The organism is Neobacillus rhizophilus (assembly GCF_018343535.1).
GTDB classification, from domain to species: domain Bacteria; phylum Bacillota; class Bacilli; order Bacillales; family Cytobacillaceae; genus Neobacillus; species Neobacillus rhizophilus.
The window spans coordinates 712,305-738,642 of the sequence record NZ_JAGYPF010000005.1 but is presented as its reverse complement, the minus strand read 5'-3'; the positions used below and the strand labels follow the sequence as shown (position 1 = coordinate 738,642).

Below are 26,338 nucleotides of genomic sequence, written 5' to 3'. Positions count from 1 at the left end.
GTTGTCTCCTCTACCTGATTTCCTTTATCTGAACTTGTGGAAGAAGCTCAGCTACTTGATCCTTAGTACAAAGTCCTAACGAGAAAGCGGTGGCGCTTCCTGAGGCAACGCTATATCGGAATGCTTCAATTAAATCTCCTGTTCTTTCGTAAGCAGCCAAAAACCCTGCCACCATGGAATCCCCGGCCCCGACCGAGTTTTTAACCTTACCTTTTGGAACATTGGCGAGCAGCGTACTATCCTTATTAATAAAAACTGCTCCTTGGTCGGCCAATGAAACAATGACATTTTCAGCTCCCATCGAGACAAGCTTTTTCCCAAACTGGATGACTTCCTCAGGGCTTGATATTAAAGTATCAAACAGTTCTCCTAGCTCGTGATGGTTTGGTTTAATTAAAAACGGCTTATATTTTAGGACTTTTTTCAATAAGTCCCCTTCCGCATCAACAACAAATTGTGCTCCGGTTTCTTTACAGATTTTAACCAGCTCTTCATATGTTGTTTTTGGAAGTGAGCCTGGTATGCTTCCTGCCAAAACCAATAAATCGTCAGCGTTTAATTGGCGAATTTTATCCTTCAGCAAGCTGAAAGCAGCCTCTGATATATCCGGTCCTTTTGCATTAATTTCTGATTCCTGGCCTGTTTTAAGCTTAATATTGATTCTAGAGTCCTCTACGACCTTCACAAAATCTGTTTCTATATTTTCTGTTTCAAGAAATTGCTCAATATATGCTCCGGTAAAGCCGCCGATAAACCCGAGCGCCTTACTGTTCGTTTCCATTTGCTTTAAAACTCTTGAAACATTAATTCCCTTTCCTCCGGGAAATTTTGCTTCATTCTCAGTCCGATGTAATGCTCCCAACTGAAAGCTGTCAAGTTTCACAATATAGTCAACCGAAGGGTTTAACGTTAATGTGTAAATCATGCTGTCACGACCTTTATTGTGGTTCTATTTAAATATTGATGTCCAATTTCATCTTCTAAATCATTTGTAATAATCGAGGCTTCATGAATATCGGCAATTTTGGCAAATGATATTTCCGAAAACTTAGTACTGTCTGCCAGTACAAAAGCCTCCCTTGATAAGAAAAGCGCTTTTTGCTTTACCATTGCTTCTTCTTGGTCTGGGGTAGTAAAACCGAATTGTGGATGAATGCCATTTACACCCATAAAGCATTTGTCAAAACGGTAAAATTCAAGGCTTTCTAAGGCCCCCCGGCCAATTAAGGCATTTGTTTTTTGTTTTGCCAACCCGCCAATTAAGAAAGTAGAAATACCTTTATTTAATAAGCCCGGCAAATGCATAAAACCATTAGTTACCACGACAATATCGTTTGGCAGGCTATCAATCATTTCAAAAATGGTTGACCCTGCATCTAAATAAATACAATCCCCTTCTTCCACTAAACCAGCCGCATATTTTGCAATCAGCTGTTTTTCATGAAGGTTTTTGGAGGATTTCTCTATCATGCTCGGCTCCTGGAGTTTACCCTGCAGCCTTGATGCACCACCATGGATTCTTTTTAAAAACTTTTGCTCCTCAAGCTGGGATAAATCCCTACGGATCGTTGATTCGGAGGAACACGTCAGCTCCATGATTTCCTGGATTTTAACAATACCCTTTTCCTTTAATAATTGTAGAATAAGCCGATGACGTTCAGGAGTTAACAAGTCATCACCACCTATTTTTTATTGTTATGTTTAATAATACTGAAACCGATTGCAAAAATCAATCATTTTCTATCAAAAACATTCATGTTTTGACTGATTGTTAGTAGGAGAATAAAAAACTCTTCCAAAATCATTCATATTTTAGATTTCATTAAATTTTTTTCTACCACTTTTATTAGTATTATGCTATAATTATTTTGTCTTTAATTATGCGGGTGTGGTTTAATGGTAGAATTTCAGCTTCCCAAGCTGACGGCGGGGGTTCGATTCCCCTCACCCGCTCCAAATGATTTGGAGGAGTACCCAAGTGGTTATAAGGGGGCGCACTCGAAATGCGTTAGGACGGGCAACCGTTGCGTGAGTTCGAATCTCACCTTCTCCGCCATACATAGGACTTAAAAAACGCCAGAGGTTTCTGGCGTTTTCTTATTGATTCAAAATATGTCATAATAATAAAGTCAATAATTTATGCAAAGGATGATATAGTTGAATATTACGGATCATACAGTAGAAAAATTGGAAGATCCATTTGGTTTATTATCGGGGGACCGTTACGAAATTTTTCTTGACCTTGATATAGATGAAGAGGATGAACTCTTTTCTGATAAAGGGGTTGGACTCCGGGTCCTTTTTGTAGTGGACGAGAGCGGAACAAAAATCTCCAATTATCATTTTTTTGAAAAAGGGAGCGAGAAAGTATTTGATTTTGCTCTTGAAGAGGATGAAGAGCAATTAGTTTTTGACTACTGCCAGAGTATAATTAGAGAAGAATAAAGCAGGGGACTCCCCTGCTTTTCCTTGTTGTTATGCTTCTTTTTTGACTTTTGTCGCTGCCTTCTTTCTTGGAGGAGCTGCAGCAGCCTTATTCGGCTTGGTACGATCAATTGAGGCCTGAAGGGCCGCCATTAAATCGGTCACATTCGTCGCAACTTCCTTCGTTGCGGCGGTTACTGTGTCTTTTCCTTGGCGTTTTGATTCGATTAATTCCAGCAAGGCAGTTCGATATTCATCCGTGTATTTTTCCGGCTCAAATTCGGATGTTAATTGGTCAATTAGCAAAATAGCTGTATCCAATTCCTTTTTCGTTACCTTATCTTCTGAAGGCACATTCGGAACATCCGCAGCCTTACGAACTTCATCGGGAAAATGAATGGTTTCCATGACTAATGTGTTCTCGTAGACGCGAATAACCGCAAGCTGTTCCTTCGATCTTATCACAATTTTAGCTATCCCTACCTTCTGGGATTCCTCTAATGCCTTTCGCAAAAGAGAATAGGCCTTACCTCCTCCCTCATTTGGAGACATATAATAACTTCTCTCAAAGTAAATTGGGTCAATTTCTTCAATTTTGACAAAGTCAATAATTTCAACAGCCTTTTCTTCATTTTCTTTCCGCAGTTTTTCTAGATCTTCCTCATCAAGAACAACAAATTTTCCTTTCGTATATTCATACGCCCTTACAATCTCTTCTGGTTTAACCTCTTCTTCACAAACAGTACATACTTTTTCATATTTAATCGGGGCGTGACATTTCTTATGCAGTGTACGCAGCTTGATATCCTTATCTTCAGTTGCCGTATGAAGCTTGATAGGAATGTTAACAAGCCCGAAGCTGATACTGCCTTTCCACATTGTATGCATAACGTGTCTCCAATCTTTTTGTTATTATTTTTTGATTTCTCTGAGCTAACATTCCTAAAAACAAATGGAAATGGATGAAAGGTTTATTTTTCAGCCAATATAATAATGAAAACTCGCCGATTGGCGAGTCCGCCAGGACGAAGACAGAGGCGTAGTTGAATTGATGCGTTAAGAAAGTATAAAGCTTTCGATAAAAAGTTTATACTTTCTAATTAGCTGAAAAAAGAAAGGGCATTTTCCATGAAACCAATGCTCCCCACGCTGACTTTTGCTCAGCCTGTTCAGAAAGACTGGCTCTTCGAAGTAAAATATGATGGATTTCGAGCCATTCTTGATTGGGATTCAAACGGGATCGAATTGACAAGCCGCAATGGGAAATCCTTATTACCACAATTTCCGGAAATAGAGGATTTTTTATTACAGCATGAAAATGAATTTAAACCATTTCTGCCGCTACGACTCGATGGTGAACTTGTTTCCCTTGAAAATCCCTATAAAGCCAATTTTTCAGCCATTCAAATTCGCGGCCGTTTAAAGGCAGCGAAAAAAATAGAAGAGCAAGCAAAAAATTCCCCCTGCCGCTTGATGATTTTCGATTTATTAGTCCAAAATGGGAAGCCGATGTATAGCCTTGAATTTTTAAAAAGAAAAGAAGAACTGAGCAAATTATTTAAAAAAACAGGGCTGGAATTGAATGCTGACCCATATAATAAGCAGCTGCTGCAGCCTGTTATGGCCTATGAGGATTTTAATGAGATATGGGAAAAAGTGGTACTATACGACGGTGAAGGGATCGTAGCTAAACAGGCCTCAAGTATTTGGGAGGAAGGAAAGCGGTCTTTACAATGGCTAAAGTATAAAAATTGGAAATATGTCAGCTGCTTTGTCACCTCCTATGATAAAACAAATGGCTATTTTTATTTGGGGGTCTATAAGGATGACTCCATTTACGGGGTAGGACAAGTTTTGTTTGGCTTTAAACCGGATGAAAAACAGGCCCTTGGGCAAATCCTAAAACAAAATATGGTCAAAGAGGATACCCAATTTATTTATGTAGAGCCTGCCATCTGCCTGGAAGTGAAATATTTGGAGCTTTATGAAAACCAGCTTCGCGAGCCCCATTTTGACCATTTCAGATTTGATTTGGCACCTGAGGACTGCACCTATGACAAATTTATTTTTCAGCAAAAAAATCTGCCTGAAGACCTTGAAATCACTCATCCTGATAAGCCGCTGTGGGACAAGTTCAATATCAGGAAAGCTGATTATATTTTGTATTTAAGGGAAATTTCCCCGTATATGCTGCCATTTTTAAAAAATCGCTTACTTACCGTCATTCGCTTTCCGCACGGGATGTTTGGGGAAGCATTTTATCAAAAGAATTGTCCGGATTATGCTCCGGATTTTGTCCATACCCATACAGCTGATGACATTGATTATATTCTCTGCAATAACTTAAAAACCTTGATATGGCTTGGAAACCAGCTTGCCATTGAGTTTCATGTGCCATTTCAAACTACCGTCAGCAAGGGGCCAAGTGAAATTGTGTTTGACTTAGATCCTCCATCACAGGATGAATTTCATTTGGCAATAAAGGCCGCTTTATTAATAAAAGAGGTTCTTGATCAGTTAAACTTGATCGGGTTTATCAAAACCTCTGGTAATAAGGGGCTGCAAATTTATCTTCCATTGCCCGAAGATGAATTCAGCTATGATGACACAAGATTGTTTACGAGCTTTATCGCCGATTATTTGATTTCAAAAGACCCCGATTCCTTTACGATCGAAAGAATGAAAAAGAAACGAGGAAACAGGTTATATGTGGATTATGTCCAGCATGGGGAAGGGAAAACGATAGTTGCTCCGTATTCGATGCGTGGGAACGAGCATGGCGGGGTTGCTACACCGCTTTTTTGGGAGGAAGTAGACGAAAAGCTTGACCCTAGGATGTTTACATTGGACTATGCTTTAGAAAGGATTAGGCAGTTTGGAGACCCCTTTAAAAGTTATTTCCAAACAAAATCCATTCAGCCCTACGCACCTGTACTGGAAGTGTTAAAACAAAATTCACAAAAAAAAGGATAAGGTGTAATCCTTATCCTTTAATCGCTGTATTTAAAAACCCCTGCACCTCTGCTTGCAGCTTTTCGTATGTGTGCTGCTCTGTTAGTTCCTCTTGGTGCGAAACCGTGAAGGTTCCACCGCTTAGATCAACATTTACTGCTGCATTATAAAGATATGTGGCATTGCCGATTAGGTCAATCTGGTACTTGTCTTCCTGCCGATGGACAATGCACTGAACTTTTCCACCATTGTTATAAACTTGAATACTTGTTTCAAATTCATTTAAACCCTGCAGGCAGGTAACTAAGGAAGAAGCGGACATCGCAGTTCCGCAAGCATTCGTAAAGCCAACCCCACGCTCAAATGTCCGAACATAAATGTTGCCTGATCCAAGCTGCTTTACAAAACTCACATTCACTCCGTCAGGGAATAATACATTTGGTCCGTTGACTTTTTCACTTAATTCTTTTTGAAGGTTCCCTTCAAGCTGTCCACCTGTAACAATAGCCACTAAATGAGGATTAGGTACAGCAAGGGCAGTAAACCTTAAATCATCTGAAAGCTCCTCAATTTTTTCATTCAAAAGTGTTGGCTGATCTAAATTGAGCGGCAAAGCACTTAATTCAAATAATACAGGTGAAATTTCTACCTGATAGGTGGGGACACCGTCATAAATTTCCGGTTTCCGGCTTACTTTGAGATTCGCCTTCATGGTTTCGATTACGGCCTCATCCAGCCCTTTTAGCTCGCAGACATAGCGGGCAACCAAGCGAAGCCCGTTTCCGCACATCGAAGCCTCGGAGCCGTCCGCATTAAACACCCGCATTCTGCCATCGGCATGGTCACTATTCATCACATATAGGATTCCATCTGCTCCAAGTTCGCCTTGCCGATAGCACAACAGCTTGGCAAGTGCCGACCTGTCATTTTCTGAAAAAGAATAGCCGTTTGTTATTTCATCAATGATTAGAAAATCATTACCGGAACCATGTCCTTTAGTTAATATTATATTCACAAAAAACCCCCCGTCTTGCTGTTTGGTAAATTTATTATATATCATACCAAACAATAAGAAGGAGGGGAACCAAGTTGATTTTTATCTTTCAATAAAGTATTCATTTATTAAAAATGACATTCTTAACAGCTTGTCCTCCTTAGTTAAGCTTTCAGCGAACGTGAGAACCGGGGTATTGGGATTGGGAAACAGCCTGCTCCATTCCAAGGGCATCCAGCCCTTTCTAAGCCTCACCTCCAATCTGTCCCCTTTGTTTAGGACCAACTCATCCATATACAAAGCGGAGCCCTCAACAGCCCCAATATATTTACCATCAACATCCAGCAATTCCTTTTTAGAATTGTTCCAGGAAATCTTCCTTTTCTCCATACACCCCAAGTAATTCCAGTTCCTATCAAACACTTCGATTTTAAGAAATTTGCTGTCTTTAACCTTAAAAAAACCAACTGCCTCTTCATGTGAGTTGTAGAGAGTAAAGGTTTTGATGCGGTTAAAAAAGGATAAACCTCCCCCAGACTTTTTCTCGATGGAGGCCGCTAAATTTCCGTTTGGAAGAAAAAGCTGCAATCTTGGGGAAAAGGTTTGGACATGCAGGAGTAACAGATGACGGGCCTCAAACAAAGAGTGGGCAGGATTTTCTTTTTTAACCAAGAGCAAATTCCGGTGAATCGACTGTGATTGCTTCATTCTAAAAAGATAGAGTTGAAACGCAAAAAAACTATAGAGAATAAACGGAATGGATAAAAGCATTATTTCATTTGTTTTAGAAAAGGAAAAATTCCCTGTAATAATCAGCGTGGCCGGCAATATGGCAGCAATGCTGCCGTTTAAACTAAGATTGGCGGATGCCCGGTAATGTTGGTCTATTCTCATTAAGAAAACTCCTTATCATTTCCTCTCTATATTAATTTATTTTCGCTTCCGCTAAAAAATGATAGAAGTTTTTCTATCAATCAAAAAATAGAAAAAGAAGAGTCAATTGTGACCTCTTCTCAGGCTGTCGAGGAACTTTAAATAGTCTCTTTTATTTCACTTCAATCCACTTTATTATTCACAGTGTTAAGTTGTTTGAAACTATTAACAAAAAGGCTTTGCAACAGGTCTGTTGATTTGCGCTACAGGTGTATTCAATAAAGAACTTAAACTCACAATAAATAATAAGCTCTGTTATTATTCATTGTTGATTTTCGTGTAGGTATGATAATTCATAGGCGGAGAAATTCCGGCTATTATATATAGTGAAAGCATATGAAGCAGATATAAGCGGATAAATTCCGATTAACTGCTCTAAATAAGACAAAATTTATAGATTTGGATAATATAAACGGAAAATCTTCCTTTATTTTCAAGGAAATAGGGGTATTTCCCAATTTAAACGGAATTTTTCCGTTTATTTTCAAACACAGTGAAATCAACATTCAGTTTTAACAGAGCAAATAATAAAAATAAGTGGGAAATTTAATAGTTATGCCAAAAAGAATTGAATTTTCCCTCCAATAGCCGGTTATGCTTGAAGAATTTACCGGCCACGGAGGTTATAACTTCTATATGCGATTGAACCCTTCAAGGAATTGCTAGTTTGGATGGATATAGCCTTTATATGCGACCGAATGCTTCATGAGTTTGCTGGTTCGGGAGGATATAGCCTCTATATGCGACTGTACGCTTCAAGGGTTTGCTGGTTTGGGAGGATATAGCCTCTATATGCGACCGAATGCTTCATGAGTTTGCTGGTTTGGGAGGATATAGCCTCTATATGCGACCGAATGCTTCATGAGTTTGCTGGCTCGGGAGGATATAACCTCTATATGCGACCGAACGCTTCAAGAGGCTGCTAGTTCGGGAGGATATAGCCTCTCTAAACGACCGAACGCTTAAAGGGATGCCAGTTTGGGAGGACATAATCTCCATAGCGATCGAATGATTGTATTGCAATTCATTAAGTTGATTTGCCTCCCTGTTGATTGGAGCGGAGGGCACTCGACTCCTGCGGGATATAGAGGTCACTGGAGACCCCGCAGGTGCCATAGCGCCGAGGAGGCTTCAGGACCTCCCCGCGGAAAGCGAGTGCCCGGAGCGGAAATCAACAGGCCCGTTAGCAGAGACAATCATTTAATAAAAAAATTGTCGAGAAAAGTAACCTTTCTCGACAATCTGCGAAGAGTCAAAATTGAACTCTCCTTTTACTCGTTTATATATTTAGTGATGGAATCTTTTAATGCTTTTGCATCCTCATATCCTTGATTATAAAGTACCTCTAGTTTACGCGGATTACGTTCAATTCTTCCTACTTGAAGCGGAACTGTAGGGCGGATGACAAAGAGGCTCCCATTTTTCTCTTCTTCATCCAAGTAATTGAGCGTATCATTATATAGTTGATAGCGATTCCGAAGTGCTGTTAACAAACCACTATATTCAGGGTACCTTCTGCCAGCCAGAAAATGAAATTTAGATGGCTTTTTTTGATACCCGGCATTACGGGTTAAGATGACAATATTTTTTTCATAGCCATCCTGTTTTGCCTTTTTGATCGGAATGGGGTCGCTGATTCCGCCATCGAGCAGAATTTTTTCCTTAAAACGGATTTCAGGTGCAATAAACGGCAATGAACTGGAGGCCCTTAATACAGTCAGAAGATCTTTCCCATAATCCTTTTTACTATAATAGACGGGTTCACCAGTCATGCAATCAGTCGTCCCGATGACAAATTCTGAAGGATTTTGATAAAACCTGTCAAAGTCGTAAGGAATATGTTTGTTGGGAAGTTCATCAAAAATAAAATCCATTCCAAAAATTTGCCGATTCTTAAAATAGTTTTTCCACGAAATATATCGCGGGTCAGAAGCATATTCAATCGTGACGGTTTTATTTCTGCCTCTTTGTTTCGATAAATAGGAGGCTGCATTGCATGCCCCAGCAGATACGCCAATAACATAGGGGAAGAACATTTCCTGCTCTAAAAAGTATTCGAGGACACCCGCAGTATAAACACCGCGCATCCCTCCGCCTTCCAAAACCAAACCGACTCGATGATTCATGCAGATCCGTCCCTTCTTTGCCAATTAAACAATAGAAATTATAGATTATCTCTGCCCATTTGCAAAATGAAAAGACCTTTTTTAGCTCATAAAAAAAGACTGTCAAAGACAGTCTATCATCCCTCACTTATTTTATTAACCTGAAAATCCATGGGAAACGGTATTCCTTTCCTTCGTACGCTTTCACCGCGGCAATAATATTAAATACTGCGGCCGCGATACCGACCACCCAAATTAGGAACAGCCCGACGAGCAGAACAATTAGGATACTACTAATGACAAAGTAAACAATATAAGAAATTGTGAAATTAAAATATTCCTTCCCATGATAATCAATAAATGCTGATTCTTCCTTCTTTAACAGCCAAATAATCAGCGGTCCAATTACAGGCACAAAGAAATTCAACACATACATGACAGCAGCCATTGTTCTTTCCTCATTACTAACCAAACGCGCTCCCCCCTAATAAATACTCCTATATACTATTACGCAAAGCATATTTAAATGTGTCATTAGTACCAAAAAACACCGGAAAAATAATGAAAAAGCCTTTAATAACCACTTCTCCCTTGTTAAAATGGATAAAATACTATAAACACATTCAGAAAGGTTTTATTTATGAAAAAATTACTTTTAAAAAACGCGGCCATTTACCCGGTTACATCTGCACCGATCCGCTGCGGTGATGTATTAATTGAAAATGGAAAAATAATAAAAGTAGACGAAAACATCACCTATGACGAAGACATCCAAATAATTGATTGCGAAGGGCACTGCCTCTTTCCTGGATTTATTGACGTTCACACCCATTTGGGTTTGTATGACGAAGGTACAGGCTGGGCCGGCAACGATGCCAACGAAACACATGAGCCAATGACGCCGCACATTAGGGCCATTGATGGGGTTCATCCACTAGATCCTGCTTTTACAGATGCGGTAAAAAGTGGCATCACCACAGTCCATATTATGCCGGGAAGTGCCAATGTGATTGGCGGAACCACCGCCATCATCAAAACTACCGGAAAGAATATCAAAAAAATGATTGTCGAAGAGACGGCAGGGCTAAAGATTGCCCTAGGGGAAAACCCGAAGCGAATTCACAGTCATGGAAACAGTAATTCCATAACAAGAATGGGAATCATGGGGATGCTTAGAGAAGCTTTCTATCAAGCCATTAACACGGATAATCCTGATGATTTTCGGATTAACCCCCTCGTTATGGCACTGAAAAGAGAAATACCTGTGAGAATCCATGCACATCGTGCAGATGATATAATTACTGCATTACGGCTCGCTGAAGAGTTTAATCTTGATTTGCGAATTGAACACTGTACGGAAGGGCATCTAATAGCGAATGAGCTTTCCGGTCTTGGCTTACAGGTATCGGTTGGCCCGACTTTAACGCGGAGATCGAAAATCGAACTAAAAAACAAAACATGGAAAACTTATCAGGAGCTTACCAAGCATGGTATTGATGTATCGATTACAACTGACCATCCATATGTACCCATTCAATATTTAAATATTTGCGCAAGTCTTGCCATCAGGGAAGGCTTACCGGAACAGAAGGCGCTTGAAGGTATCACAATCCTGCCGGCCAAAAATCTGAAAATCGATCACAGAGTAGGAAGTATTGAAGCAGGAAAAGAGGCGGATGTGGTCCTATGGAGCCAACACCCTTTTCATTATTTGGCGAAACCATTATGGACAATGATTGGCGGTGAATTCATCTATCAGGATTCGTAGAAATTTGTTGAAAAATGGTAAAAAATTTCACCAAAAATCCTACAAATAACTATTTATTTTTTGAAATTTTTCTTGTATGATTTTCTAGGTGAAACTGATTTCATTAGCGTAATTCCATTGGGGGTTTACAATCAAAATCTGCTTTACACAAACAATTGAAAATTGGGAAGGCAAATGGTGCGCCACCAGTTATGACTGGTTCTAGTGGGTTCGATTCCCACCCCGAAATTTTTTTTAAACTTAAAAAAATTTCGAGGGTGGACCGCTTCTTTTGACATGGGATCGGAATGCCCTAAATGGAGGGATAATCATGTTAAAAAAACGCGATGTACATGACAGCCACGAATTATACGATCTAATTACGCATCCAGATGTCTTCCCTTTTGTGCGCCAAAAAGCCGCTTCCTATGAGGAATTTTTATTTATGACAAAACAAACCATTGAAGCCGAAGAGCGAGGGGAGATCATATCCCGGACGATCCTTGATGAATGGGGAACACCAATTGGGACCATCAGCTTATTTGATGTTGAGGGCAACGCCGGATTTCTGGGAACATGGCTCGGAAAACCATATCATGGTAAAGGCTACAATAGTTTAGCTAAAGACGCATTTTTTCAAGAGTTATTTTATGAATTAGGCATCGAAACAGTTTTTATGAGAATCCGTAAAGTTAATATTCGCTCCATAAAAGCTGCGGAAAAACTCCCCTATGTTATGAAAGCAAATGAAGCTAGAAAATCGTTGTATGAACAATTAAATGCAAATGGTGACATTTTTGATCTATATGAAATTCCTAAAGATCTTTATACCTTAAATTTACTGCGAAACGGCTCAAATTTAGGAGAATCTCAGCGTCTGGAAGCATAAAGCTGATTGTGCAAGAAAAGGCAGTCGTGGTTATTAAAACCCCGATTGCCTTTTTTTAGTAATATGACAAATTATTCCGTTACGTTTTGTTCCATTGATTCATTTATATCACTAAGACCCATATGGAGCAAAAATTCTTCTAGTTCCTCGTTTGTCAGCGTTTCAAAGCGGCCATCATGAAAAAACACTTGGGTTTGATTAGGATTAATTCGATTGAGGTTAAAACTCATACTCTTTGCTCCTTTCATCGATGATTACTTACTATTATTAACAAAAGGAGCTGCTATCATACTTGACTATCAAATAGTTCAAAAAATTATAAATCATTTTCCAGTGTCTAAATCAACTTTTAAAAACTTTTCCTAAAACATCACTACCCCCGGTAACGGGAATAATGCTACCCGTAATAAAATCAGACTTTTCCTCTACGATAAAACCGATCACACGAGCAATATCTTCGCCAGTTCCCTGTCTTTCGAATGCTGCTGCACTGATTTTCGCTTCTGTGGCTTCCATAATATTCTTTTCTTTCCATTCATTTGTGATATCCCCTGGACAGACCATATTTGCTGTAATGCCGTATTCTCTTTCCTCTAACGCAATGGTCCGGGTTAAGGAGGCTAGGCCAGTTTTTGCAGATGCAAAGGCTGACCGGTAAATCCAGCCAGGAGCAGTTTCTGCCCTGTCAAAGCCCAATGTAATAATTCTTCCCCATTTTTGTTTTCGCATTAAAGGGATAATCTCTTTAGATAAATAAAAAAAAGAACTTAAATTTCCGTGAAGGATATAATTCCATTCGTCAAAGGTATATTCCGCAAGTCTTTTTCTCTCATGTACATATGGACCTGCATTATGTATAAACACGTCGATGGACCCAAATGCTGATACGGCTTCCTTTACAATGCGGTGACAATCCCCTTCATTGGCGACATCACCTTGAACGGCAAGGCTTTTTGTTCCGAATTGACTGTCTAATTGCTTTGCTAAAGAATTTGCTTCTGCATCACTATTACGATAGTTGATTACAAGCTGATACCCTTTTTCTGCAAGGTGGAAGGCTGTTGCCTTTCCTATTCCAGATACCCCTCCTGTAATCAAAGCTGTTCGTTTTTCCACAAACAATTACCTCTCTAAATATATTTTCACCCTATACTATATGTTAAAAAGAATCCTCTATTTATGCAAATATTTACTTTGGACTGGACAAAATCCTTGGATGGTAATCCCAAGATTTAATAACCTATGGGCATTCATCTGCATACTATACCGTAACAATGTGTAAAGGATGTGACAGCATGCAGACTGTTATCAACATTTTCAGCTTTAAAATCAACAGTGTTTCAAACAATGGGTCTGTCAACATCGGTGACGCACTTCATAATGCTCATACGGCCAATACTAAATCCCAGGGACAAAATGCTTCCTATGGAGATTTCGCACCGCCGACTGCTGCTATGGAGAATGTCTTTATTGATCCGGACATCAATGATATGGGAGATATCGCGAATCCATCTAACGTCTTTTCAAATCCCATATAAAGGACTGAAAAATTATCATGCCTTTTCAAATTAATATATTTAACATTAAAACAAATGCCATGAATAATAATGCCAACATTGATTTTGGCCCGATTGTCCAAAACAGCCATACCTCCAACCAAAAATTAATCGGTACGAATATGGCTTTTGGTGATTTATCCCCTTCATCCTCCGGTCATGTCAATGTTTATACCGATATTGATATTACCGATCAGGACCAAATTGCAAACCCTTCAGCCCCGATTTTGAATCAAATATAAATTTTAGCAATCGAAAGGATGTAATGTTATGTTCCCATGGAATATGTTCCCTTTTAACAAAGACGTGAGGGAATCTCTTCAAAAAATGAAACCAGATGAGATTGACAAATACGTTCAGGATATCATTGGCAAGGTTTTACCCGGAAATATGAAAGGAATGATGAACCCGCAGGAAATGTTCAGTGGCTTTGGGCCGCAATCCTCCACTTCTCAGCCTGGAACCGGGGCATTAAACTCCTCAGCCTTTGAGACACACGATTACGTATTTGTAAGGATCCCCATTAAAGATGAAGAATGGATCAAAAAACTTCGCCTGTATCATACGTCAAATCAGCTTATTCTCGAACACATCCCCGAGCCCGGAGATAAACACACCATCACCCTCCCAGCCATTGTCAAAAAGAAAGGTGCAGCAGCAAACTATAAAGATGGCACCCTTGAAGTAAAAATCCCGAAAAATATTGATATGCAGTTTTCACAGATTGATGTAACGGAAATTTTGTAATACTAATTTCTTGCATGTTTTTTTTATCAAATTAATAAGATGAAATAACTGGCCATTTTCAAGGGGTGATATGATGGAGATTGATAAATTAAAAAAATGGATGGATGCAGCGCATAGCTTCCAATCTGAGGATTTTTGGAACAATATTTTCGATTCCAAGCAAACTTCTGCAGCCCCTTTCAATCCACAAACCATCAGCGATTTTTTTCCAAAATGTGATTTATTTGAGGAGGATAATATGCTGATCCTTGAGGCCGAGGTCCCCGGATTGGAACGGGATCATCTCAATATATCCATCCAGCAGCAGGTGCTTACCATCAAAGGGGAATTTAAATCACTGCAGACTAATCGCAAGTATCATATTAAAGAACGGGCTAATCGGAAATTTAAGAAGGAATTAATACTTCCGTATCCAACGGTCTGCCAACAAATAAAGACAGATATTAAAAACGGGATTTTAATGATTTTTATGCCCATTAATCTAGAAGAAGTTGAAGACATTCCTATTACCTTTAATTCTACCGATCCTGAATAAAGTACAATGATGCAAATTTTCCCTGGAAAATTCACCAAGATGCAAGGGCATAAAAAAATTTCCGAGTTAGAGAAAAGAATTGCTGCTCTTAAGGCAGCCATACAGGAATTTAAACAAGAAACAGAGTCAAAGAAACAGAATGTAAAAAACGATAATTTAAATTGGCATAATCTAAATAAACCTTTGATTGAAAAATTGACAGTGGGGAAGCAGGATAGCATCATTAATTTTGGTCAGTTAGATATTAATGAACTCTCAGGACATTTAACAGTTGGAACATCGTATGAAGGAGATTTTTCCGAAGAAATAAAGGCTAAGATAAAAGAAAAGCTTGAAAAGAAAGGCATAAAAGATGCTGAGGTTTAAAAAAGACAGCCAAGGGCTGTCTTTTTTAATGTCCATTAGTAGAATTGTCGTGACCTTTCATATCCATATTTGAGTGGCTGGCATTTGGGTCTTCTGGTTCACTTGGTGTTCCGACAACGAAATCCTTTTTGGGCATGCTGTGCATGTCTCTTGCAGTCACATGGGAAATTACATAGTAGGTACCTTCTGTTGGAAAGGATTTTTCTAATCGGTAAATTCCATTTTCCGCATGTTTAACATTGATTTTTTCATGTTTTTCGTCTTTTGACCGCCAAATCTCAAACGTCACTTCATCTGCGTCCTCAACTGCTTCTTTTCCTTGAGTTACCTTTGCCTCAAATATAACCGGCTTATTTGGTTCTGCTTTTTCCGGTTTAATAGTGAGAGCTACCTCTATTATTTGCGGAGGCTTATTGGCTGCGTTATGATTTTCCTGTTTACCGCAAGAGGCTGCCAAAATTAAAAAAAGAATAGACAGCACACACCAAAGATATTTTTTCAATTATATCCCTCCAGTCTCTTCACTTGAATTGTACATACTTACCAATATTATTGCAAAAAATAGATTTTAACAAGTCAATGAAAGGAGAAACCTATGACAACACCATACAGATGTCCAAATTGTAAAACCAATCGAAGCCGTTTTAATATTATTCAACAAGTATCTCATTCCGTAAAAATGGATCCTCAGTCGGGCTCCGTCGTTCGAGAATACGCCAGTAATGAGTTAGAACCGTTTCATCTTCCATACAACGGACCTGATTATCGAGTTCAATGCGGAGCCTGCGGATTAATTGAAGATGAACGAACATTTATCAAACATGGCGAACAGCCAATCTAGTATTTCACTAAAAAACACCTTATGGAGGAATCTCCTCTCATTAAGGTGTTTTTTGTTTATAAGTTATTTTCTTTAATAAATTGCTTTGAATCAACCTTCCAAGCATCTGCAGGAGAAAATCGCACCAAATGGATAGCTCCTTTATAGATTTGTCGGCCGCGATTTTTTATCACCCAATCAATTTCAACGGGAACTTCCAAGCTAATCTCTTCTGATAAATCCTCTGGCGGCAATAATTCCATGCGTGAAATTCTAACATTTTCAATATTCTTTAGAATTGGCTTCAAACGGATATTTTGCACCGAAGCCTCTGAAATAATGCTTGCATCCTGTTGTTTAAAGCCGGTTATGTAAGCATTGATTACCTCGTAAGGATTGGCTTCTCCTAGATAATCGTCCAATTTTCCGGCTGATTTGAGAATCATCAGCTTATGGGATAAATCCATGGAATTTGTCCGATGCGTTGTGCTCCCATAAAAATGAATGCAAAAATGACCCGGAAAATTATTTTTTAAAGCACCGGCTCCATGGGGCATCCCATGCATGGAAGCTGCAATCCAATTGTCTTTTTGATCCATGACGATTATCGCCCTGCGTTTCCAACTCCATTTTCCGCCATAAATTTTTTTCATGATTTTCGTATCTTTTACTGTTAATGGCTGGACATCAGCATGATTACTGCCAGCACGCCGCTGCACCTTAAACCGTTTCCCCGTTTCCAGATCGATGACGGTAAATTTAGAATACCTCGGCAATATTTCATCGACCTGTTTCCAATCAAGCATTTCGATTTTATAACTGATATCACTATCGGCCTGAACCCTTTGCCCAACGAGGAGGATGCCGATCAATAGCCAAATGATGGATATCTTCTTCATTAAATCCTCCTTAATACAAAAAATATACTATTTAAAGAGTTACCTGAAGAAGTCATATTCATTCATTAAATTTAATAGGCCTGCCCCCGCTGCTTAACTTAAGCAGAGTGGTGGCAGGCCATTATTTATTGCATTTTTTCTTTTAGGACTTCGACTGCTTTCTGAACCTGGGTATCGTCAGATTTGATTTTTTCCCTTAATAGTTCCATCAGCTTCATGGTAGAGTCGCCTTTTAAGATTCCATCAGCCGGCAGGTTATTGGCGGTTTGGAATGCGGTAACGGCCTCTTTTGTCTTCTCATCAAAGAATCCGTCTTCACGGCCTGGGTCAAAACCAATGGCTTTTAACATTTTTTGAGCGGTTTGCACTTCAGCTGAAGATGTAGATAATGACAGCTCTTTGTCAGGATTAATGATTGACAAGGATGCATAATCCGGTAATGCCACTTCCACATCAGGCTTAATCCCTTTTTTATGAATCCAATTTCCGTTAGGTGTCAGCCACTTGGCAATCGTAAATTTCAGGTTGGACCCGTCTGTGAAATTGGAAGCAGTCTGCACAGTTCCTTTCCCAAACGATTTTTCGCCAACCAAAGTAACACCAGCCGATTCTTTAACGGCTGCAGCAAGGATTTCAGATGCACTGGCGCTGCCTTTGTCAATCAGGACAACTAAAGGAAGATTTGGATTGCCCGCATTTTGCGAGGCAATTTCTTTAATTTTCCCATTGCGATCTTCTTCCTTTACAATCACTTTTCCTTTCGGGACAAACATACTCGATATACTTACAGCTTGGTCCAAAAGACCGCCTGGGTTCTGTCTAAGGTCTAATACAAGACCTTTCATCCCTTTCTTTTGCAAATCATTTAAAGTACTTGTCAATTCTTTTGCGGTATTAGTTGAAAAGCTTGTAATTTGCACTTTCGCGATTTTGTCATCAACCATTTCCCCATAGACAGTTTCAATCGGGATTTGATCGCGAATAATCGGTACAGAAATCGGGGTATCTTGTCCTGCTCTCTTAATGGACAATTCGACCTTCGATCCCTTCTTCCCCCTAATAATGGTTACAGCCTGAGTAGATGTCATGCCCTGAATGGTTTTTCCATCAACAGATAGAATAATGTCATTCGGCTGTAAACCGGCTTTTTCCGCTGGGGACCCTTTAATCGGCGAGACAATCATAATATGACCGTCTTTTTCTTGAATCTCGGCGCCAATACCTTCAAATGATGAAGAAATGCTGTTATTAAAATTCTTGGCCTCATCTTTGCTCATATAATCAGAATAAGGGTCGTCCAAGGATTCCACCATTCCGTTAATGGCTCCATTAATCAACTTTTGATCATTTACTTTTTTGTAATAATCCTTATTCAAGGTGTCAAATGCTTCATACAGTTTTGCAAATTCTTTTCGGTCGTTGTTAACTGTCACTACTTTTTCATCACCAAATGAAAGGGCAACTGTAGTGATTCCTGCTGATAAAAAAACAATCAAAAAAAGCAGCATAATAAAGTGAAATCTTTTTAAACGAATATATCCCGGCTTATTGTTATCCGTCATTTGCTCCTGCTCAACTTTTTCCTGATCCATTTTCTCTTCTTCCAAAGCCTTCACCACTTTCATTAACCATCAAAATAAGAAGCGGACTTGCTTTCTTAACTAGCAAAGTCAAGACTCGCTATTATTTTAAAGCACTTTATAAAATCTAAAAAATTTACCCTTAGTGTTTAGAATAACATCTTTTTAATAAATTTAACAAAGAAAAGTTAATGAAAAAATTATTAAATATTAATTAAAAATAGTAACCCCCTTCACGTCGGGAAGGGGGTTATGTCGATTATTCCTTAATAGATGCTTCCAATGCGACTTCAATCATATCATTAAAGGTCAATTGTCTTTCTTCGGCCGTTGTCTCTTCACCGGTTAAAATATGGTCACTGACAGTTAAAATAGACAGTGCTCGCCGGCCAAACTTAGCTGCAAGAGTATAAAGGGCTGTTGTTTCCATTTCAATAGCAAGAATTTGATATTTCGCCCACTTTTCAAGCTCGGCATTATCGTTATAAAAGGAATCCGCAGTAAAAACATTGCCAACTTTTATGTTAAGCCCCTTCTGCACCCCTGCATCATAGGCATTTTTCAATAAATCAAAATTTGCCGCAGGCGCATAGTCAACATGCCCAAAAGTCAACCGATTGATGTTAGAATCAGTTGAGCTGGTCATGGCCAAGATGACATCACGAACCTTTACATCCTTTTGGATGGCACCGCATGTACCGACCCGAATTAAGTTTTTCACATTATAACTTTGGATTAATTCATTCACATATATAGAAATGGACGGAACTCCCATTCCTGTTCCTTGAACAGATATTTTTTTCCCTTTATATGTACCAGTAAATCCGAACATATTCCGAACTTCGTTATAACACACTGCTTCCTCTAAAAACGTCTCAGCAATGTATTTGGCACGAAGCGGATCTCCCGGAAGAAGTACTGTTTCAGCAATTTCATGCTCTTTTGCGCCGATATGTACACTCATCAATGGAACCCTCCTTATTATGTATGTGCAATAACATGTTGCACCATAGTCACTATAACATACAGCTTTTTTTAATAAAAACCAAAATGAGAAAAAACATGATTTTTTATTTTTTGTGGGGAATTATATTTGTAGGTCCAAAATTATATTTTGAAAATTATCTATTGGAGGTTTGAAAATGGGAAAAAAACATCGAAACCGAATTCGCGGGCAGAAAAAAAATAATCACGTGCCGCCGGAAGCCATCATTGCTGAACATGAGGCACATGCAAAAGAGGATAGTGCTACTGGAGGCAGAAAGCACTAATGCATTAAAAGAGGCTGACAAAACGGGTCAGCCTTCCTTATCTGTTAAAAGAACAATTCTATTTATCGGGTACCAGCCGCCAGGCTGAAGTTGAAAGTAATATTGACCGCCGCGTCCCTCATCAATTAAAACAATATCCCATGTGGATAGAAATCTTCCTTTATACTTGGGAGGGATTCGATCTGTAACATTAAATTGGCTAAAGGTTTCCTGAAGACACTGTTCTCTGCTGCCCGCTTGAATGGTTGTCCGGTAAACCTGTTTATGCCCTTTCCTTTCGCGATGTTTTGGAGTTTGAAAGAGCGTCACATCATATTGAATACAGGTCCTTCTTGTCAGCATTTTGATCATAATACCCCTCCAATTATTTGAATAATTTGTCTATTTTAATAATTAAAGACGGGTATTGTCGATTCCTTCAAAGAAACAACACTAATTTTGTCGAAAGAAGTTTTTTATAAAAAAACAATGGTACCTTGTACTATAGTCGGATTTTCTAGAATTTTTTTCGGCAATTTTTGAATTTTGTCCAAACCTAAATTACCAAATTTTTATAGATTATCCCTGCCAACGGGCCTGTTGATTTCCGCTCCGGGCACTCGCTTTCCGCGGGGAGGTCCTGGAGCCTCCTCGGCGCTTAGGCGCCTGCGGGGTCTCCAGTGACCTCTATATCCCGCAGGAGTCGAGTGCCCTCCGCTCCAATCAACAGGGAGGCAAATCAACCTGCGTTTTAGCCACACGCTTTTTCGAACCTGGCAAGTGTGTAGCTTTTATGCGAGACATTTTCTATTCGATTCCTTTGAATTTGTCCTTCATCGGCCTCATGAGGGACATTTCTCTCGAATATTCCTTTAATTTTGTCCTTCATCAACTCTGATTAGAAGATACTTGTTTCATCTTGTAATGTTGAAGTTTTAATTAAATACACCTGTTGTTTGGCGCGGAAGGCACGAAGACTCCTGCGGGAGTACGGGGCAGGGGAGACCCCGCAGGAGCGAAGCGACAAGGAGGCTCCCCGTCTCGCCCGCGGAAAGCGTAGTGCCTGGAGCGCCAATCAACAGTCTTGTTGAAAGGCCTTTTATTTACGCGGTGAATCATTATAAAAGGCGGATAAAATAAAAGGCTATCGATGTTTCACGACAGCCTGACAATGGTACCATTGTTTAACACTTATTAATTATTAAGAATATCTGCCAATCACATTTTGGATTTGCTGACTTAGAGATGGGAGATCAGAATTGGTAACGGTCATTCTTACGTTTGTTTCATCCGTTCCGAGTGCTTCTGAGAATAATCCGGAAAGTCCTCTTGCCTTGCGGTCGACCTGGAACATTAGGTCAAGTCCGCCATTTCCCGCAGGGAAGAACACAACTTCAAGCTCATCTAAGCGTCCACGGAATGGTCCGGATACCGGAACAAACTCAAATTCTTGAACAAAAGGCAGGCGCCCGCGCAATCTTCTCGGCGCTTCCTCGCAATCGGCCTCACGAATTCTAAATCCAAGACTGTCGACAGCATCAAAGACCGCAGACATTAACGGGTTGGGGACAACCTTGAGATAGTCTTTGTCCCCCGGATCCACAGCCCCTTTAATATCTAATCCAGTGGAAACCCATACTTTAGACCTTCCAATAGATAGCGGAGTATCAAATGGCAACTGAAACGTAAACGGGATTTCCTTTTTCTCATTCACAATAATTGTAAACGGTGTGGTGATCCGGAAACGGTCGATGGTGGCAGTAACCGTATACTTACGGTCATCAGACTCTTTTAAGTAGGTAGTATTTAAAGCAAGGTAAATTTCATCAATCTGTTGATCCGCTTTACCCCCTTTTATTTCTACAACACCTTTCACTGTTTCTCCCGGCATGTAAGTGTCCTTTTCAAGCTTCGTGTCCACTGTCGCCGCGCCAATTCCAACACTGACAAACATTTTGTTAAAGAATGACATTGTTCATTCCTCCTAAATCAGTCATAAGATTTTGTATATCTTTTTTTACTTGTACGCAATTGTCATAAGGTGTCTCAAGCATGAGCAATTTTCGTAAAATGTGTTTAGCATTATCTGTTATGTCTAACTCCTCTTCCCAGCTCTTTTCCTTCCCATTTTCGGGAAATGAGAAGTTTGAATATATCAAAAACAGCAGAAAGTGACCCAGACCATAAAAATCAGCCTGGAAATTCAGCTCTTTCCGGGGGTTCGATTCCTTGGATTTTTTACCTCCGACTTCATCCAAAGATCTGGCCAAACCCAGATCAATTAACTTAATCGCTGCCCCGTCAAAAATTACATTTGGAATCCGGATATCCCTATGAACAATATTCCGCTCATGAAGATAGCCGATCATCTCAAGCAGCTCATAGGCAATGGAAAAAGCTTCTCTTTCAGATAACTTCCATCCCTCAGAGAAAATAAGCTGCTCGTAATTCTTACCCTTGAGATATTCCATTGTAAAATACGGTATATGTTTATATGTACCCCCCTCAAAGTAATGTGGGAAACCCGGATGGTGAATGGAGTTCAGCAATTCCTTTTCAAATTCAAACCCTCTCAGGCCAATTTTGGTGATTCTTTTATGAAGCCTTAATGCTTTTAAAACTTTATAATCTTGGGAGGAAAGATCAAGTACTAAATAGCTATGGCCGTAACTTCCCATCCCAAGATGCTCCATCACCTTATAGCGGCCAGAAATTATTTCTTCACTGGAAAACGGCTTTTCAATAAAACTTGATAAACCTAAAATTAACCTTTTATACATTTCGGCCATTTTTTTCACAGTTAACTGCTAAAGAAACTAGAGAGGAAGCTGCCGCTTTTATGTTTCTTTTTATAATGATAATGCCCCATCTGGCTGTGCTTATAATGGTTCTTTTTTTTCCAATAATCACTTGAAGACCCATACTTTTGATGATGCAGCTGGTTTTTAAAAATTGATTTAAGGATTTTTTTGAACATCCATATCCCCCCATTCTTTCGTATTCATATATACGAGAGGGACAAAAAAAGGTTTCGCGATTTTTTAAATTAATAGGACGTTTTACCCTTATAAAACAAAAAGCGAGCAGGGACTGCTCGTCTTTCGTTTTCATCTATATAATAGTCATTTTTTTAGGAAAGCGGTTATAACTTAATCATCCTGTACTTCTTCATCAATAATGCTTTTTTCAATTAGATATTCAAACGTAATATCTGCGATTTCCTCTAATTCCTCTTCGCTAGGAACGTATCCTCTTTTGACAAGTTCGTGAAAGAAAAATTCAGCAATTTCTTCTGTATCAATAAATACTTCAATTTCTCTCAAGTCATCGCCCCCTTTTTACAGAATGTATGACCGTTAAAGCTTTTTCATGCTAGTTACTTTGGGATGTCTAATTGGTTCGAGGTGGAATTTTATTGAAGATTAAAATTTTTCAGTTCTGAAATTGCTGGACAAGCATAGGATGTATAACAAGATAACCACGAGGTGATTGTATGACGAATTTACTTTGGAAGTTTGAGGCATGGATAGAAGATGTAAATCGTGAGGATGGCATCACCCTCCAATATTTCGAAAAAATCTTAGATTACTTGTTTTCTCTTATTAAATGGGCTGGTATTCCATTTATTCTTTATCTATTGTTTGAAATATTCACCTGACAGCTAGACATGGCTTTTGCCATCGTTATTAACAAGACTTTCCAACTTCTTCAGGATAACCCGCATAACTTGATAATATTCTTGATCTTGAAATAATTCATAAAGAATTCGGTAGTCATTAAATATGTCTAACAGATTATCAATTAATTCTTTTTTCTCCTTTTTGCGAGAAATTTCTTCAAATTCTGCTTTTCTAACCATGTTCTGTATATTTGGACTTTTTGTTGTTTTATCTTGTTTGTTCACTAAGTATAAAAGACCAAGCTTTTGAATAAATGTATCTGCACTTTCAGCATCAGCGACAAGTGTCAGTTCTTCTTCCCCGACTTCCAGCCATTCCCCGTCACTTACCCTTGACAATTCGTAAATGACATCTTCCCAGGCGTCTTCTTTATAGCGCCAAATTTCTGTCCGAAAGCCAATCACTTTAAAAAGATCGGCACCATAGCCGCTAACTTGAACCAAATCGCCGATAAAAAACTTGTATTCTATATCAATTTGTTCCTGTTCTAAGACCTTGCCATCATATTCCGAGAGCAATTCCAATGCTGATTCATTAAATAAACCGTGGCTTTTATTGACTTCATACACATAAGCTCCGTCCAGCCATTTCACATCCGTCACTCTGCCTACAGTCCCGTAAATTGTAATCACAACCGTATCACCTATTTTATACTTTGGTTTTTTCCTTTTTGTCATTTCCTCTCCTCCCCTTTAAAAAATAGCCGTGAATTTTGATTACAATAGTATATGCGAACATCTTTTTAAAAGCGCTAGACATTTTTAAAATGAAAAAATCGCCTCATCATGAAGGCGATTTATCAGTCTTTATGCTCTGACAAAGTATATAGCTGCCAGGCCTCATCAAAGGTTGACATAGAATCCAAATAATGGCCGTTAAGTTCAAGATAGGCCGTTAGTTCATAATAATCCAGTGAATATTTAGGAAAGTCATGGTCCAAATAGGCGTGATTGGCAAACCGGCTGACTACGTCTTTTGGGGCCGGATGCCGGTATTTCATTAAAAAGTGGTAAAATGATTTATTCATTGATAAAACGCCTTTCTAAAAAGACTTCTTTTTATCAATAAATATTAATCCAACCACTCCCATGTGTCCAGTACTTATGAAAAATCAAAATAGTTTCTTTTTAATAAGCGTGGGATGCTCATAAGCTCCTTAAAAGTAATGATCTTCCCAACCTTCTTGCTGTCAATTAAAAATAATTGATCTTCTATTTCTTTAATGGTCGCCTCGCTTTGATATACCATGGAACAATCAGGACAGTCGAAAGCAGGTGTCTCCGTGATTTCGATTGCCCTCGAGCCATCAGGCAATTCCCAATAAACTGTACCGGAAACACTTTTTACGTTTTCACTGCTGCACCACTCACAAACCAAGACCATCAACTCCTTTCCCTACTCTGTTGGCGAGTCTGTATTTACTTCGGTATTTTGCTCCGTTTCATTTTCCTTTTGGATTAACGCTTGATACTTTTTCTCCTTTAATTCATCCCGCTTGCTACGCTTATCCTTTAGTGTGGAGTGGGCAGGATCTTCGGTGTATCCCTTACGGCGATTTAATCTCGACAAACCTTCCGGAACAAGATTAAAATGCTGGTCATTCATAATTCCAGCGATGCCATTGAGCGATTTTTTCTCATCTATATCTGGATAAACCTCTTTAAAATAGGCATCTGCTCTGCCAGGCAGATAATTTTCCGGCTCCGGATAAGAGGTAATCACTCCTTCAAAATTGCGGAGGACAACTTTCTCCGGGCTTTGGGAAATTAGATAATTTGGCTGCAGAGCAATTTTTCCGCCGCCGCCGGGAGCATCTACCACAAAGGTAGGTACGGCATACCCAGAAGTATGGCCGCGAAGTCCCTCAATGATTTCAAGCCCCTTGGAAATTGGGGCACGGAAATGGCCAATACCTTCTGACAAATCACATTGGTAAATATAATATGGCCGTACCCGAATTTTCACAAGGTCATGCATTAATTTTTTCATAATCGGAACACTGTCGTTGATTCCGGAAAGGATAACGGACTGATTGCCAACAGGAACACCGGCATTTGCTAGCATTTCACAAGCATGTTTCGAATCTTCCGTTATTTCAATTGAAGTATTGAAATGTGTATTTAGCCAAACAGGGTGGTATTTTTTTAAAATGTTGCAAAGGTTTTCTGTAATTCTTTGTGGAAAAACAACAGGTGCTCTTGTCCCGATGCGAATAATTTCGACATGGTCGATTTCGCGCAAATTCTTCAAAATATATTCCAAAATATTATCATTAATCAACAGCCCGTCTCCGCCGGAAATGAGAACATCCCTTACCTGCGGGGTCTGCCGTATATAGGAAATGGCCGCATCAAGCTGCTTTTTCGGGACACCCATGCCAATCTGCCCGGAGAACCGCCGTCTTGTACAATAGCGGCAATACATCGAGCACTGATTCGTGACAAGAAATAAAACCCTATCGGGATAACGATGTGTTAATCCGGAAACCGGTGAATCCTCGTCTTCATATAAGGGATCTTCTAGATCGTATTTTGTCTTATAAATTTCCTTTCCGACTGGGACAGATTGCATTCTGATTGGACAGCGCGGATCATCAGGATTCATCAGGGATGCGTAATAAGGTGTAATGTTTAAGGGGATGGTTTTAGTTGAGATTCTTACACCCTCTTCTTCATCGGGGGTAAGGTTAATTACCTTTTTTAAATCGTCAAGGGTACGAATTGTATTGGTTAACTGCCAGAGCCAATCGTTCCACTGTTCTTCCGTTACATCTTTCCAAAGCTCTATGTCTTTCCAATGCCGGTCAGGCTTATATAAAAATTGTTTCATTCATTATTCCTCCTACTCCTTGCTTACTTTAA

General features: G+C 39.3%; 34 protein-coding genes and 2 tRNA genes. 14 read left to right on the top strand and 22 right to left on the bottom strand.

The window, feature by feature from the left end; all coding sequences use genetic code 11:
- Positions 1–10: 10 nt before the first annotated feature.
- On the bottom strand, positions 11–925 hold the full coding sequence (gene pfkB / locus KHA99_RS26730; RefSeq protein ID WP_213120517.1) for a 1-phosphofructokinase: 915 nt from the start codon (positions 923–925) through the stop codon (positions 11–13).
- Positions 922–1,671: a DeoR/GlpR family DNA-binding transcription regulator gene (locus KHA99_RS26725; RefSeq protein WP_213120516.1), complete on the bottom strand. Its 750-nt coding sequence runs from the start codon at positions 1,669–1,671 to the stop codon at positions 922–924. The genes pfkB and KHA99_RS26725 overlap by 4 nt, the downstream gene beginning before the upstream one ends.
- A gap of 211 nt (positions 1,672–1,882) precedes the next feature.
- Between KHA99_RS26725 and KHA99_RS26720 the strand changes: the two genes are divergently transcribed.
- From KHA99_RS26720 to KHA99_RS26710, 3 genes are all read left to right on the top strand, one after another.
- A tRNA-Gly gene (locus KHA99_RS26720) sits at positions 1,883–1,956 on the top strand.
- An 8-nt stretch (positions 1,957–1,964) separates the two neighbouring features.
- A tRNA-Ser gene (locus tag KHA99_RS26715) sits at positions 1,965–2,056 on the top strand.
- Positions 2,057–2,157: 101 nt separating this feature from the next.
- Complete coding sequence (locus tag KHA99_RS26710) at positions 2,158–2,445, top strand: DUF6509 family protein (protein WP_213120515.1); 288 nt, start codon at positions 2,158–2,160, stop codon at positions 2,443–2,445.
- 30 nt (positions 2,446–2,475) lie between these two features.
- Here KHA99_RS26710 and ku read toward each other — a convergent pair whose 3' ends face one another.
- The gene (ku, locus tag KHA99_RS26705; RefSeq protein WP_213120514.1) at positions 2,476–3,312 is read right to left on the bottom strand and encodes a non-homologous end joining protein Ku; all 837 of its coding nucleotides are present in this window, start codon (positions 3,310–3,312) and stop codon (positions 2,476–2,478) included.
- Positions 3,313–3,552: 240 nt separating this feature from the next.
- Between ku and KHA99_RS26700 the strand changes: the two genes are divergently transcribed.
- On the top strand, positions 3,553–5,397 hold the full coding sequence (locus tag KHA99_RS26700; protein ID WP_213120513.1) for a DNA ligase D: 1,845 nt from the start codon (positions 3,553–3,555) through the stop codon (positions 5,395–5,397).
- A gap of 10 nt (positions 5,398–5,407) precedes the next feature.
- Here KHA99_RS26700 and dapF read toward each other — a convergent pair whose 3' ends face one another.
- From dapF to KHA99_RS26680, 4 genes are all read right to left on the bottom strand, one after another.
- Positions 5,408–6,391: a diaminopimelate epimerase gene (dapF, locus tag KHA99_RS26695; RefSeq protein WP_213120512.1), complete on the bottom strand. Its 984-nt coding sequence runs from the start codon at positions 6,389–6,391 to the stop codon at positions 5,408–5,410.
- 81 nt (positions 6,392–6,472) lie between these two features.
- The gene (locus KHA99_RS26690) at positions 6,473–7,264 is read right to left on the bottom strand and encodes a hypothetical protein (RefSeq protein WP_213120511.1); all 792 of its coding nucleotides are present in this window, start codon (positions 7,262–7,264) and stop codon (positions 6,473–6,475) included.
- Positions 7,265–8,574: 1,310 nt separating this feature from the next.
- Entirely contained in the window at positions 8,575–9,429 is an 855-nt protein-coding gene (locus KHA99_RS26685) for a patatin-like phospholipase family protein (RefSeq protein ID WP_213120510.1), read from the bottom strand.
- Positions 9,430–9,556: 127 nt separating this feature from the next.
- Complete coding sequence (locus tag KHA99_RS26680) at positions 9,557–9,880, bottom strand: DUF4870 domain-containing protein (RefSeq protein WP_249366902.1); 324 nt, start codon at positions 9,878–9,880, stop codon at positions 9,557–9,559.
- A gap of 168 nt (positions 9,881–10,048) precedes the next feature.
- On the opposite strand from KHA99_RS26680, the gene KHA99_RS26675 reads away from it, so the two are divergent.
- Both KHA99_RS26675 and KHA99_RS26670 read left to right on the top strand, forming a co-directional pair.
- On the top strand, positions 10,049–11,176 hold the full coding sequence (locus KHA99_RS26675) for an amidohydrolase (protein ID WP_213120509.1): 1,128 nt from the start codon (positions 10,049–10,051) through the stop codon (positions 11,174–11,176).
- 310 nt (positions 11,177–11,486) lie between these two features.
- A complete protein-coding gene (locus KHA99_RS26670) occupies positions 11,487–12,044 on the top strand; it encodes a GNAT family N-acetyltransferase (protein ID WP_213120508.1) in 558 nt (185 codons plus the stop codon).
- 71 nt (positions 12,045–12,115) lie between these two features.
- On the opposite strand, the gene KHA99_RS26665 is transcribed toward KHA99_RS26670, so the two are convergent.
- Together KHA99_RS26665 and KHA99_RS26660 are read right to left on the bottom strand one after the other, a co-directional pair.
- Positions 12,116–12,274 carry a hypothetical protein gene (locus tag KHA99_RS26665; RefSeq protein ID WP_213120507.1) on the bottom strand — a complete coding sequence of 53 codons (159 nt, stop codon included), beginning with the start codon at positions 12,272–12,274 and terminating at the stop codon, positions 12,116–12,118.
- Between the two features lie 112 nt (positions 12,275–12,386).
- A complete protein-coding gene (locus tag KHA99_RS26660; RefSeq protein WP_213120506.1) occupies positions 12,387–13,160 on the bottom strand; it encodes an SDR family oxidoreductase in 774 nt (257 codons plus the stop codon).
- Between the two features lie 179 nt (positions 13,161–13,339).
- Between KHA99_RS26660 and KHA99_RS26655 the strand changes: the two genes are divergently transcribed.
- The 5 genes from KHA99_RS26655 to KHA99_RS26635 all read left to right on the top strand — a co-directional run bounded on the left by KHA99_RS26655 (position 13,340) and on the right by KHA99_RS26635 (position 15,248).
- Positions 13,340–13,582, top strand: a complete 243-nt coding sequence (locus KHA99_RS26655; RefSeq protein WP_213120505.1) for a spore germination protein — start codon at positions 13,340–13,342, stop codon at positions 13,580–13,582.
- Between the two features lie 17 nt (positions 13,583–13,599).
- Positions 13,600–13,842 (top strand): spore germination protein, encoded by a 243-nt coding sequence (locus tag KHA99_RS26650; RefSeq protein ID WP_213120504.1) that lies wholly within the window; start codon positions 13,600–13,602, stop codon positions 13,840–13,842.
- Between the two features lie 28 nt (positions 13,843–13,870).
- Positions 13,871–14,347: an Hsp20/alpha crystallin family protein gene (locus KHA99_RS26645; RefSeq protein ID WP_213120503.1), complete on the top strand. Its 477-nt coding sequence runs from the start codon at positions 13,871–13,873 to the stop codon at positions 14,345–14,347.
- A gap of 73 nt (positions 14,348–14,420) precedes the next feature.
- The gene (locus KHA99_RS26640; protein WP_213120502.1) at positions 14,421–14,882 is read left to right on the top strand and encodes an Hsp20/alpha crystallin family protein; all 462 of its coding nucleotides are present in this window, start codon (positions 14,421–14,423) and stop codon (positions 14,880–14,882) included.
- A 6-nt stretch (positions 14,883–14,888) separates the two neighbouring features.
- A complete protein-coding gene (locus KHA99_RS26635) occupies positions 14,889–15,248 on the top strand; it encodes a hypothetical protein (protein ID WP_213120501.1) in 360 nt (119 codons plus the stop codon).
- Between the two features lie 25 nt (positions 15,249–15,273).
- Here KHA99_RS26635 and KHA99_RS26630 read toward each other — a convergent pair whose 3' ends face one another.
- A complete protein-coding gene (locus KHA99_RS26630; RefSeq protein ID WP_213120500.1) occupies positions 15,274–15,750 on the bottom strand; it encodes a FixH family protein in 477 nt (158 codons plus the stop codon).
- 93 nt (positions 15,751–15,843) lie between these two features.
- Between KHA99_RS26630 and KHA99_RS26625 the strand changes: the two genes are divergently transcribed.
- Positions 15,844–16,089, top strand: coding sequence for a DNA alkylation repair protein (locus KHA99_RS26625; protein WP_213120499.1), 246 nt, complete (start codon positions 15,844–15,846; stop codon positions 16,087–16,089).
- 56 nt (positions 16,090–16,145) lie between these two features.
- On the opposite strand, the gene KHA99_RS26620 is transcribed toward KHA99_RS26625, so the two are convergent.
- The 3 genes from KHA99_RS26620 to deoD form a co-directional block, all read right to left on the bottom strand.
- A complete protein-coding gene (locus KHA99_RS26620) occupies positions 16,146–16,967 on the bottom strand; it encodes a hypothetical protein (protein ID WP_213120498.1) in 822 nt (273 codons plus the stop codon).
- 125 nt (positions 16,968–17,092) lie between these two features.
- Complete coding sequence (locus tag KHA99_RS26615; RefSeq protein ID WP_213120672.1) at positions 17,093–18,559, bottom strand: lmo1851 family serine protease; 1,467 nt, start codon at positions 18,557–18,559, stop codon at positions 17,093–17,095.
- A 247-nt stretch (positions 18,560–18,806) separates the two neighbouring features.
- Complete coding sequence (gene deoD, locus KHA99_RS26610; protein ID WP_213120497.1) at positions 18,807–19,511, bottom strand: purine-nucleoside phosphorylase; 705 nt, start codon at positions 19,509–19,511, stop codon at positions 18,807–18,809.
- Between the two features lie 178 nt (positions 19,512–19,689).
- On the opposite strand from deoD, the gene yoyE reads away from it, so the two are divergent.
- A complete protein-coding gene (gene yoyE / locus KHA99_RS26605) occupies positions 19,690–19,818 on the top strand; it encodes a protein YoyE (protein WP_213120496.1) in 129 nt (42 codons plus the stop codon).
- A 27-nt stretch (positions 19,819–19,845) separates the two neighbouring features.
- On the opposite strand, the gene KHA99_RS26600 is transcribed toward yoyE, so the two are convergent.
- The 5 genes from KHA99_RS26600 to KHA99_RS26580 form a co-directional block, all read right to left on the bottom strand.
- Complete coding sequence (locus KHA99_RS26600) at positions 19,846–20,169, bottom strand: YodL domain-containing protein (RefSeq protein WP_213120495.1); 324 nt, start codon at positions 20,167–20,169, stop codon at positions 19,846–19,848.
- A gap of 829 nt (positions 20,170–20,998) precedes the next feature.
- On the bottom strand, positions 20,999–21,769 hold the full coding sequence (locus KHA99_RS26595) for a sporulation protein (protein WP_213120494.1): 771 nt from the start codon (positions 21,767–21,769) through the stop codon (positions 20,999–21,001).
- On the bottom strand, positions 21,756–22,586 hold the full coding sequence (locus KHA99_RS26590) for a serine/threonine protein kinase (RefSeq protein WP_249366969.1): 831 nt from the start codon (positions 22,584–22,586) through the stop codon (positions 21,756–21,758). The genes KHA99_RS26595 and KHA99_RS26590 overlap by 14 nt, the downstream gene beginning before the upstream one ends.
- A gap of 11 nt (positions 22,587–22,597) precedes the next feature.
- A complete protein-coding gene (locus KHA99_RS26585; RefSeq protein WP_213120492.1) occupies positions 22,598–22,774 on the bottom strand; it encodes a hypothetical protein in 177 nt (58 codons plus the stop codon).
- A gap of 172 nt (positions 22,775–22,946) precedes the next feature.
- Positions 22,947–23,120, bottom strand: coding sequence for a YozD family protein (locus KHA99_RS26580; protein ID WP_213120491.1), 174 nt, complete (start codon positions 23,118–23,120; stop codon positions 22,947–22,949).
- Positions 23,121–23,290: 170 nt separating this feature from the next.
- Here KHA99_RS26580 and KHA99_RS26575 point away from each other — a divergent pair, with 170 nt between their 5' ends.
- Positions 23,291–23,455 (top strand): hypothetical protein, encoded by a 165-nt coding sequence (locus tag KHA99_RS26575; protein ID WP_213120490.1) that lies wholly within the window; start codon positions 23,291–23,293, stop codon positions 23,453–23,455.
- Between the two features lie 3 nt (positions 23,456–23,458).
- On the opposite strand, the gene yodN is transcribed toward KHA99_RS26575, so the two are convergent.
- From yodN to kamA, 4 genes are all read right to left on the bottom strand, one after another.
- Positions 23,459–24,154, bottom strand: coding sequence for a germination protein YodN (yodN, locus tag KHA99_RS26570; RefSeq protein ID WP_213120489.1), 696 nt, complete (start codon positions 24,152–24,154; stop codon positions 23,459–23,461).
- Positions 24,155–24,276: 122 nt separating this feature from the next.
- A complete protein-coding gene (locus tag KHA99_RS26565; protein ID WP_213120488.1) occupies positions 24,277–24,504 on the bottom strand; it encodes a YozE family protein in 228 nt (75 codons plus the stop codon).
- Between the two features lie 74 nt (positions 24,505–24,578).
- Positions 24,579–24,860, bottom strand: coding sequence for a YokU family protein (locus KHA99_RS26560; RefSeq protein WP_213120487.1), 282 nt, complete (start codon positions 24,858–24,860; stop codon positions 24,579–24,581).
- Between the two features lie 12 nt (positions 24,861–24,872).
- On the bottom strand, positions 24,873–26,306 hold the full coding sequence (kamA, locus tag KHA99_RS26555; protein WP_213120486.1) for a lysine 2,3-aminomutase: 1,434 nt from the start codon (positions 26,304–26,306) through the stop codon (positions 24,873–24,875).
- Between the last annotated feature and the right edge of the window lie 32 nt (positions 26,307–26,338).

Excerpts from the sequence above, each read along its gene's own strand:
- pfkB (WP_213120517.1), bottom strand. The coding sequence starts at position 925 with ATGATTTACACATTAACGTTAAACCCTTCGGTTGACTATATTGTGAAA.
- ku (WP_213120514.1), bottom strand. The coding sequence starts at position 3,312 with ATGCATACAATGTGGAAAGGCAGTATCAGCTTCGGGCTTGTTAACATT.
- KHA99_RS26700 (WP_213120513.1), top strand. The coding sequence starts at position 3,553 with ATGAAACCAATGCTCCCCACGCTGACTTTTGCTCAGCCTGTTCAGAAA.
- KHA99_RS26690 (WP_213120511.1), bottom strand. The coding sequence starts at position 7,264 with ATGAGAATAGACCAACATTACCGGGCATCCGCCAATCTTAGTTTAAAC.
- KHA99_RS26685 (WP_213120510.1), bottom strand. The coding sequence starts at position 9,429 with ATGAATCATCGAGTCGGTTTGGTTTTGGAAGGCGGAGGGATGCGCGGT.
- KHA99_RS26675 (WP_213120509.1), top strand. The coding sequence starts at position 10,049 with ATGAAAAAATTACTTTTAAAAAACGCGGCCATTTACCCGGTTACATCT.
- KHA99_RS26670 (WP_213120508.1), top strand. The coding sequence starts at position 11,487 with ATGTTAAAAAAACGCGATGTACATGACAGCCACGAATTATACGATCTA.
- KHA99_RS26665 (WP_213120507.1), bottom strand. The coding sequence starts at position 12,274 with ATGAGTTTTAACCTCAATCGAATTAATCCTAATCAAACCCAAGTGTTT.
- KHA99_RS26655 (WP_213120505.1), top strand. The coding sequence starts at position 13,340 with ATGCAGACTGTTATCAACATTTTCAGCTTTAAAATCAACAGTGTTTCA.
- KHA99_RS26650 (WP_213120504.1), top strand. The coding sequence starts at position 13,600 with ATGCCTTTTCAAATTAATATATTTAACATTAAAACAAATGCCATGAAT.
- KHA99_RS26645 (WP_213120503.1), top strand. The coding sequence starts at position 13,871 with ATGTTCCCATGGAATATGTTCCCTTTTAACAAAGACGTGAGGGAATCT.
- KHA99_RS26640 (WP_213120502.1), top strand. The coding sequence starts at position 14,421 with ATGGAGATTGATAAATTAAAAAAATGGATGGATGCAGCGCATAGCTTC.
- KHA99_RS26635 (WP_213120501.1), top strand. The coding sequence starts at position 14,889 with ATGATGCAAATTTTCCCTGGAAAATTCACCAAGATGCAAGGGCATAAA.
- KHA99_RS26625 (WP_213120499.1), top strand. The coding sequence starts at position 15,844 with ATGACAACACCATACAGATGTCCAAATTGTAAAACCAATCGAAGCCGT.
- KHA99_RS26620 (WP_213120498.1), bottom strand. The coding sequence starts at position 16,967 with ATGAAGAAGATATCCATCATTTGGCTATTGATCGGCATCCTCCTCGTT.
- KHA99_RS26615 (WP_213120672.1), bottom strand. The coding sequence starts at position 18,559 with ATGGATCAGGAAAAAGTTGAGCAGGAGCAAATGACGGATAACAATAAG.
- deoD (WP_213120497.1), bottom strand. The coding sequence starts at position 19,511 with ATGAGTGTACATATCGGCGCAAAAGAGCATGAAATTGCTGAAACAGTA.
- yoyE (WP_213120496.1), top strand. The coding sequence starts at position 19,690 with ATGGGAAAAAAACATCGAAACCGAATTCGCGGGCAGAAAAAAAATAAT.
- KHA99_RS26600 (WP_213120495.1), bottom strand. The coding sequence starts at position 20,169 with ATGATCAAAATGCTGACAAGAAGGACCTGTATTCAATATGATGTGACG.
- KHA99_RS26595 (WP_213120494.1), bottom strand. The coding sequence starts at position 21,769 with ATGTCATTCTTTAACAAAATGTTTGTCAGTGTTGGAATTGGCGCGGCG.
- KHA99_RS26590 (WP_249366969.1), bottom strand. The coding sequence starts at position 22,586 with ATGGCCGAAATGTATAAAAGGTTAATTTTAGGTTTATCAAGTTTTATT.
- KHA99_RS26585 (WP_213120492.1), bottom strand. The coding sequence starts at position 22,774 with ATGTTCAAAAAAATCCTTAAATCAATTTTTAAAAACCAGCTGCATCAT.
- KHA99_RS26575 (WP_213120490.1), top strand. The coding sequence starts at position 23,291 with ATGACGAATTTACTTTGGAAGTTTGAGGCATGGATAGAAGATGTAAAT.
- yodN (WP_213120489.1), bottom strand. The coding sequence starts at position 24,154 with ATGACAAAAAGGAAAAAACCAAAGTATAAAATAGGTGATACGGTTGTG.
- KHA99_RS26565 (WP_213120488.1), bottom strand. The coding sequence starts at position 24,504 with ATGAATAAATCATTTTACCACTTTTTAATGAAATACCGGCATCCGGCC.
- KHA99_RS26560 (WP_213120487.1), bottom strand. The coding sequence starts at position 24,860 with ATGGTCTTGGTTTGTGAGTGGTGCAGCAGTGAAAACGTAAAAAGTGTT.
- kamA (WP_213120486.1), bottom strand. The coding sequence starts at position 26,306 with ATGAAACAATTTTTATATAAGCCTGACCGGCATTGGAAAGACATAGAG.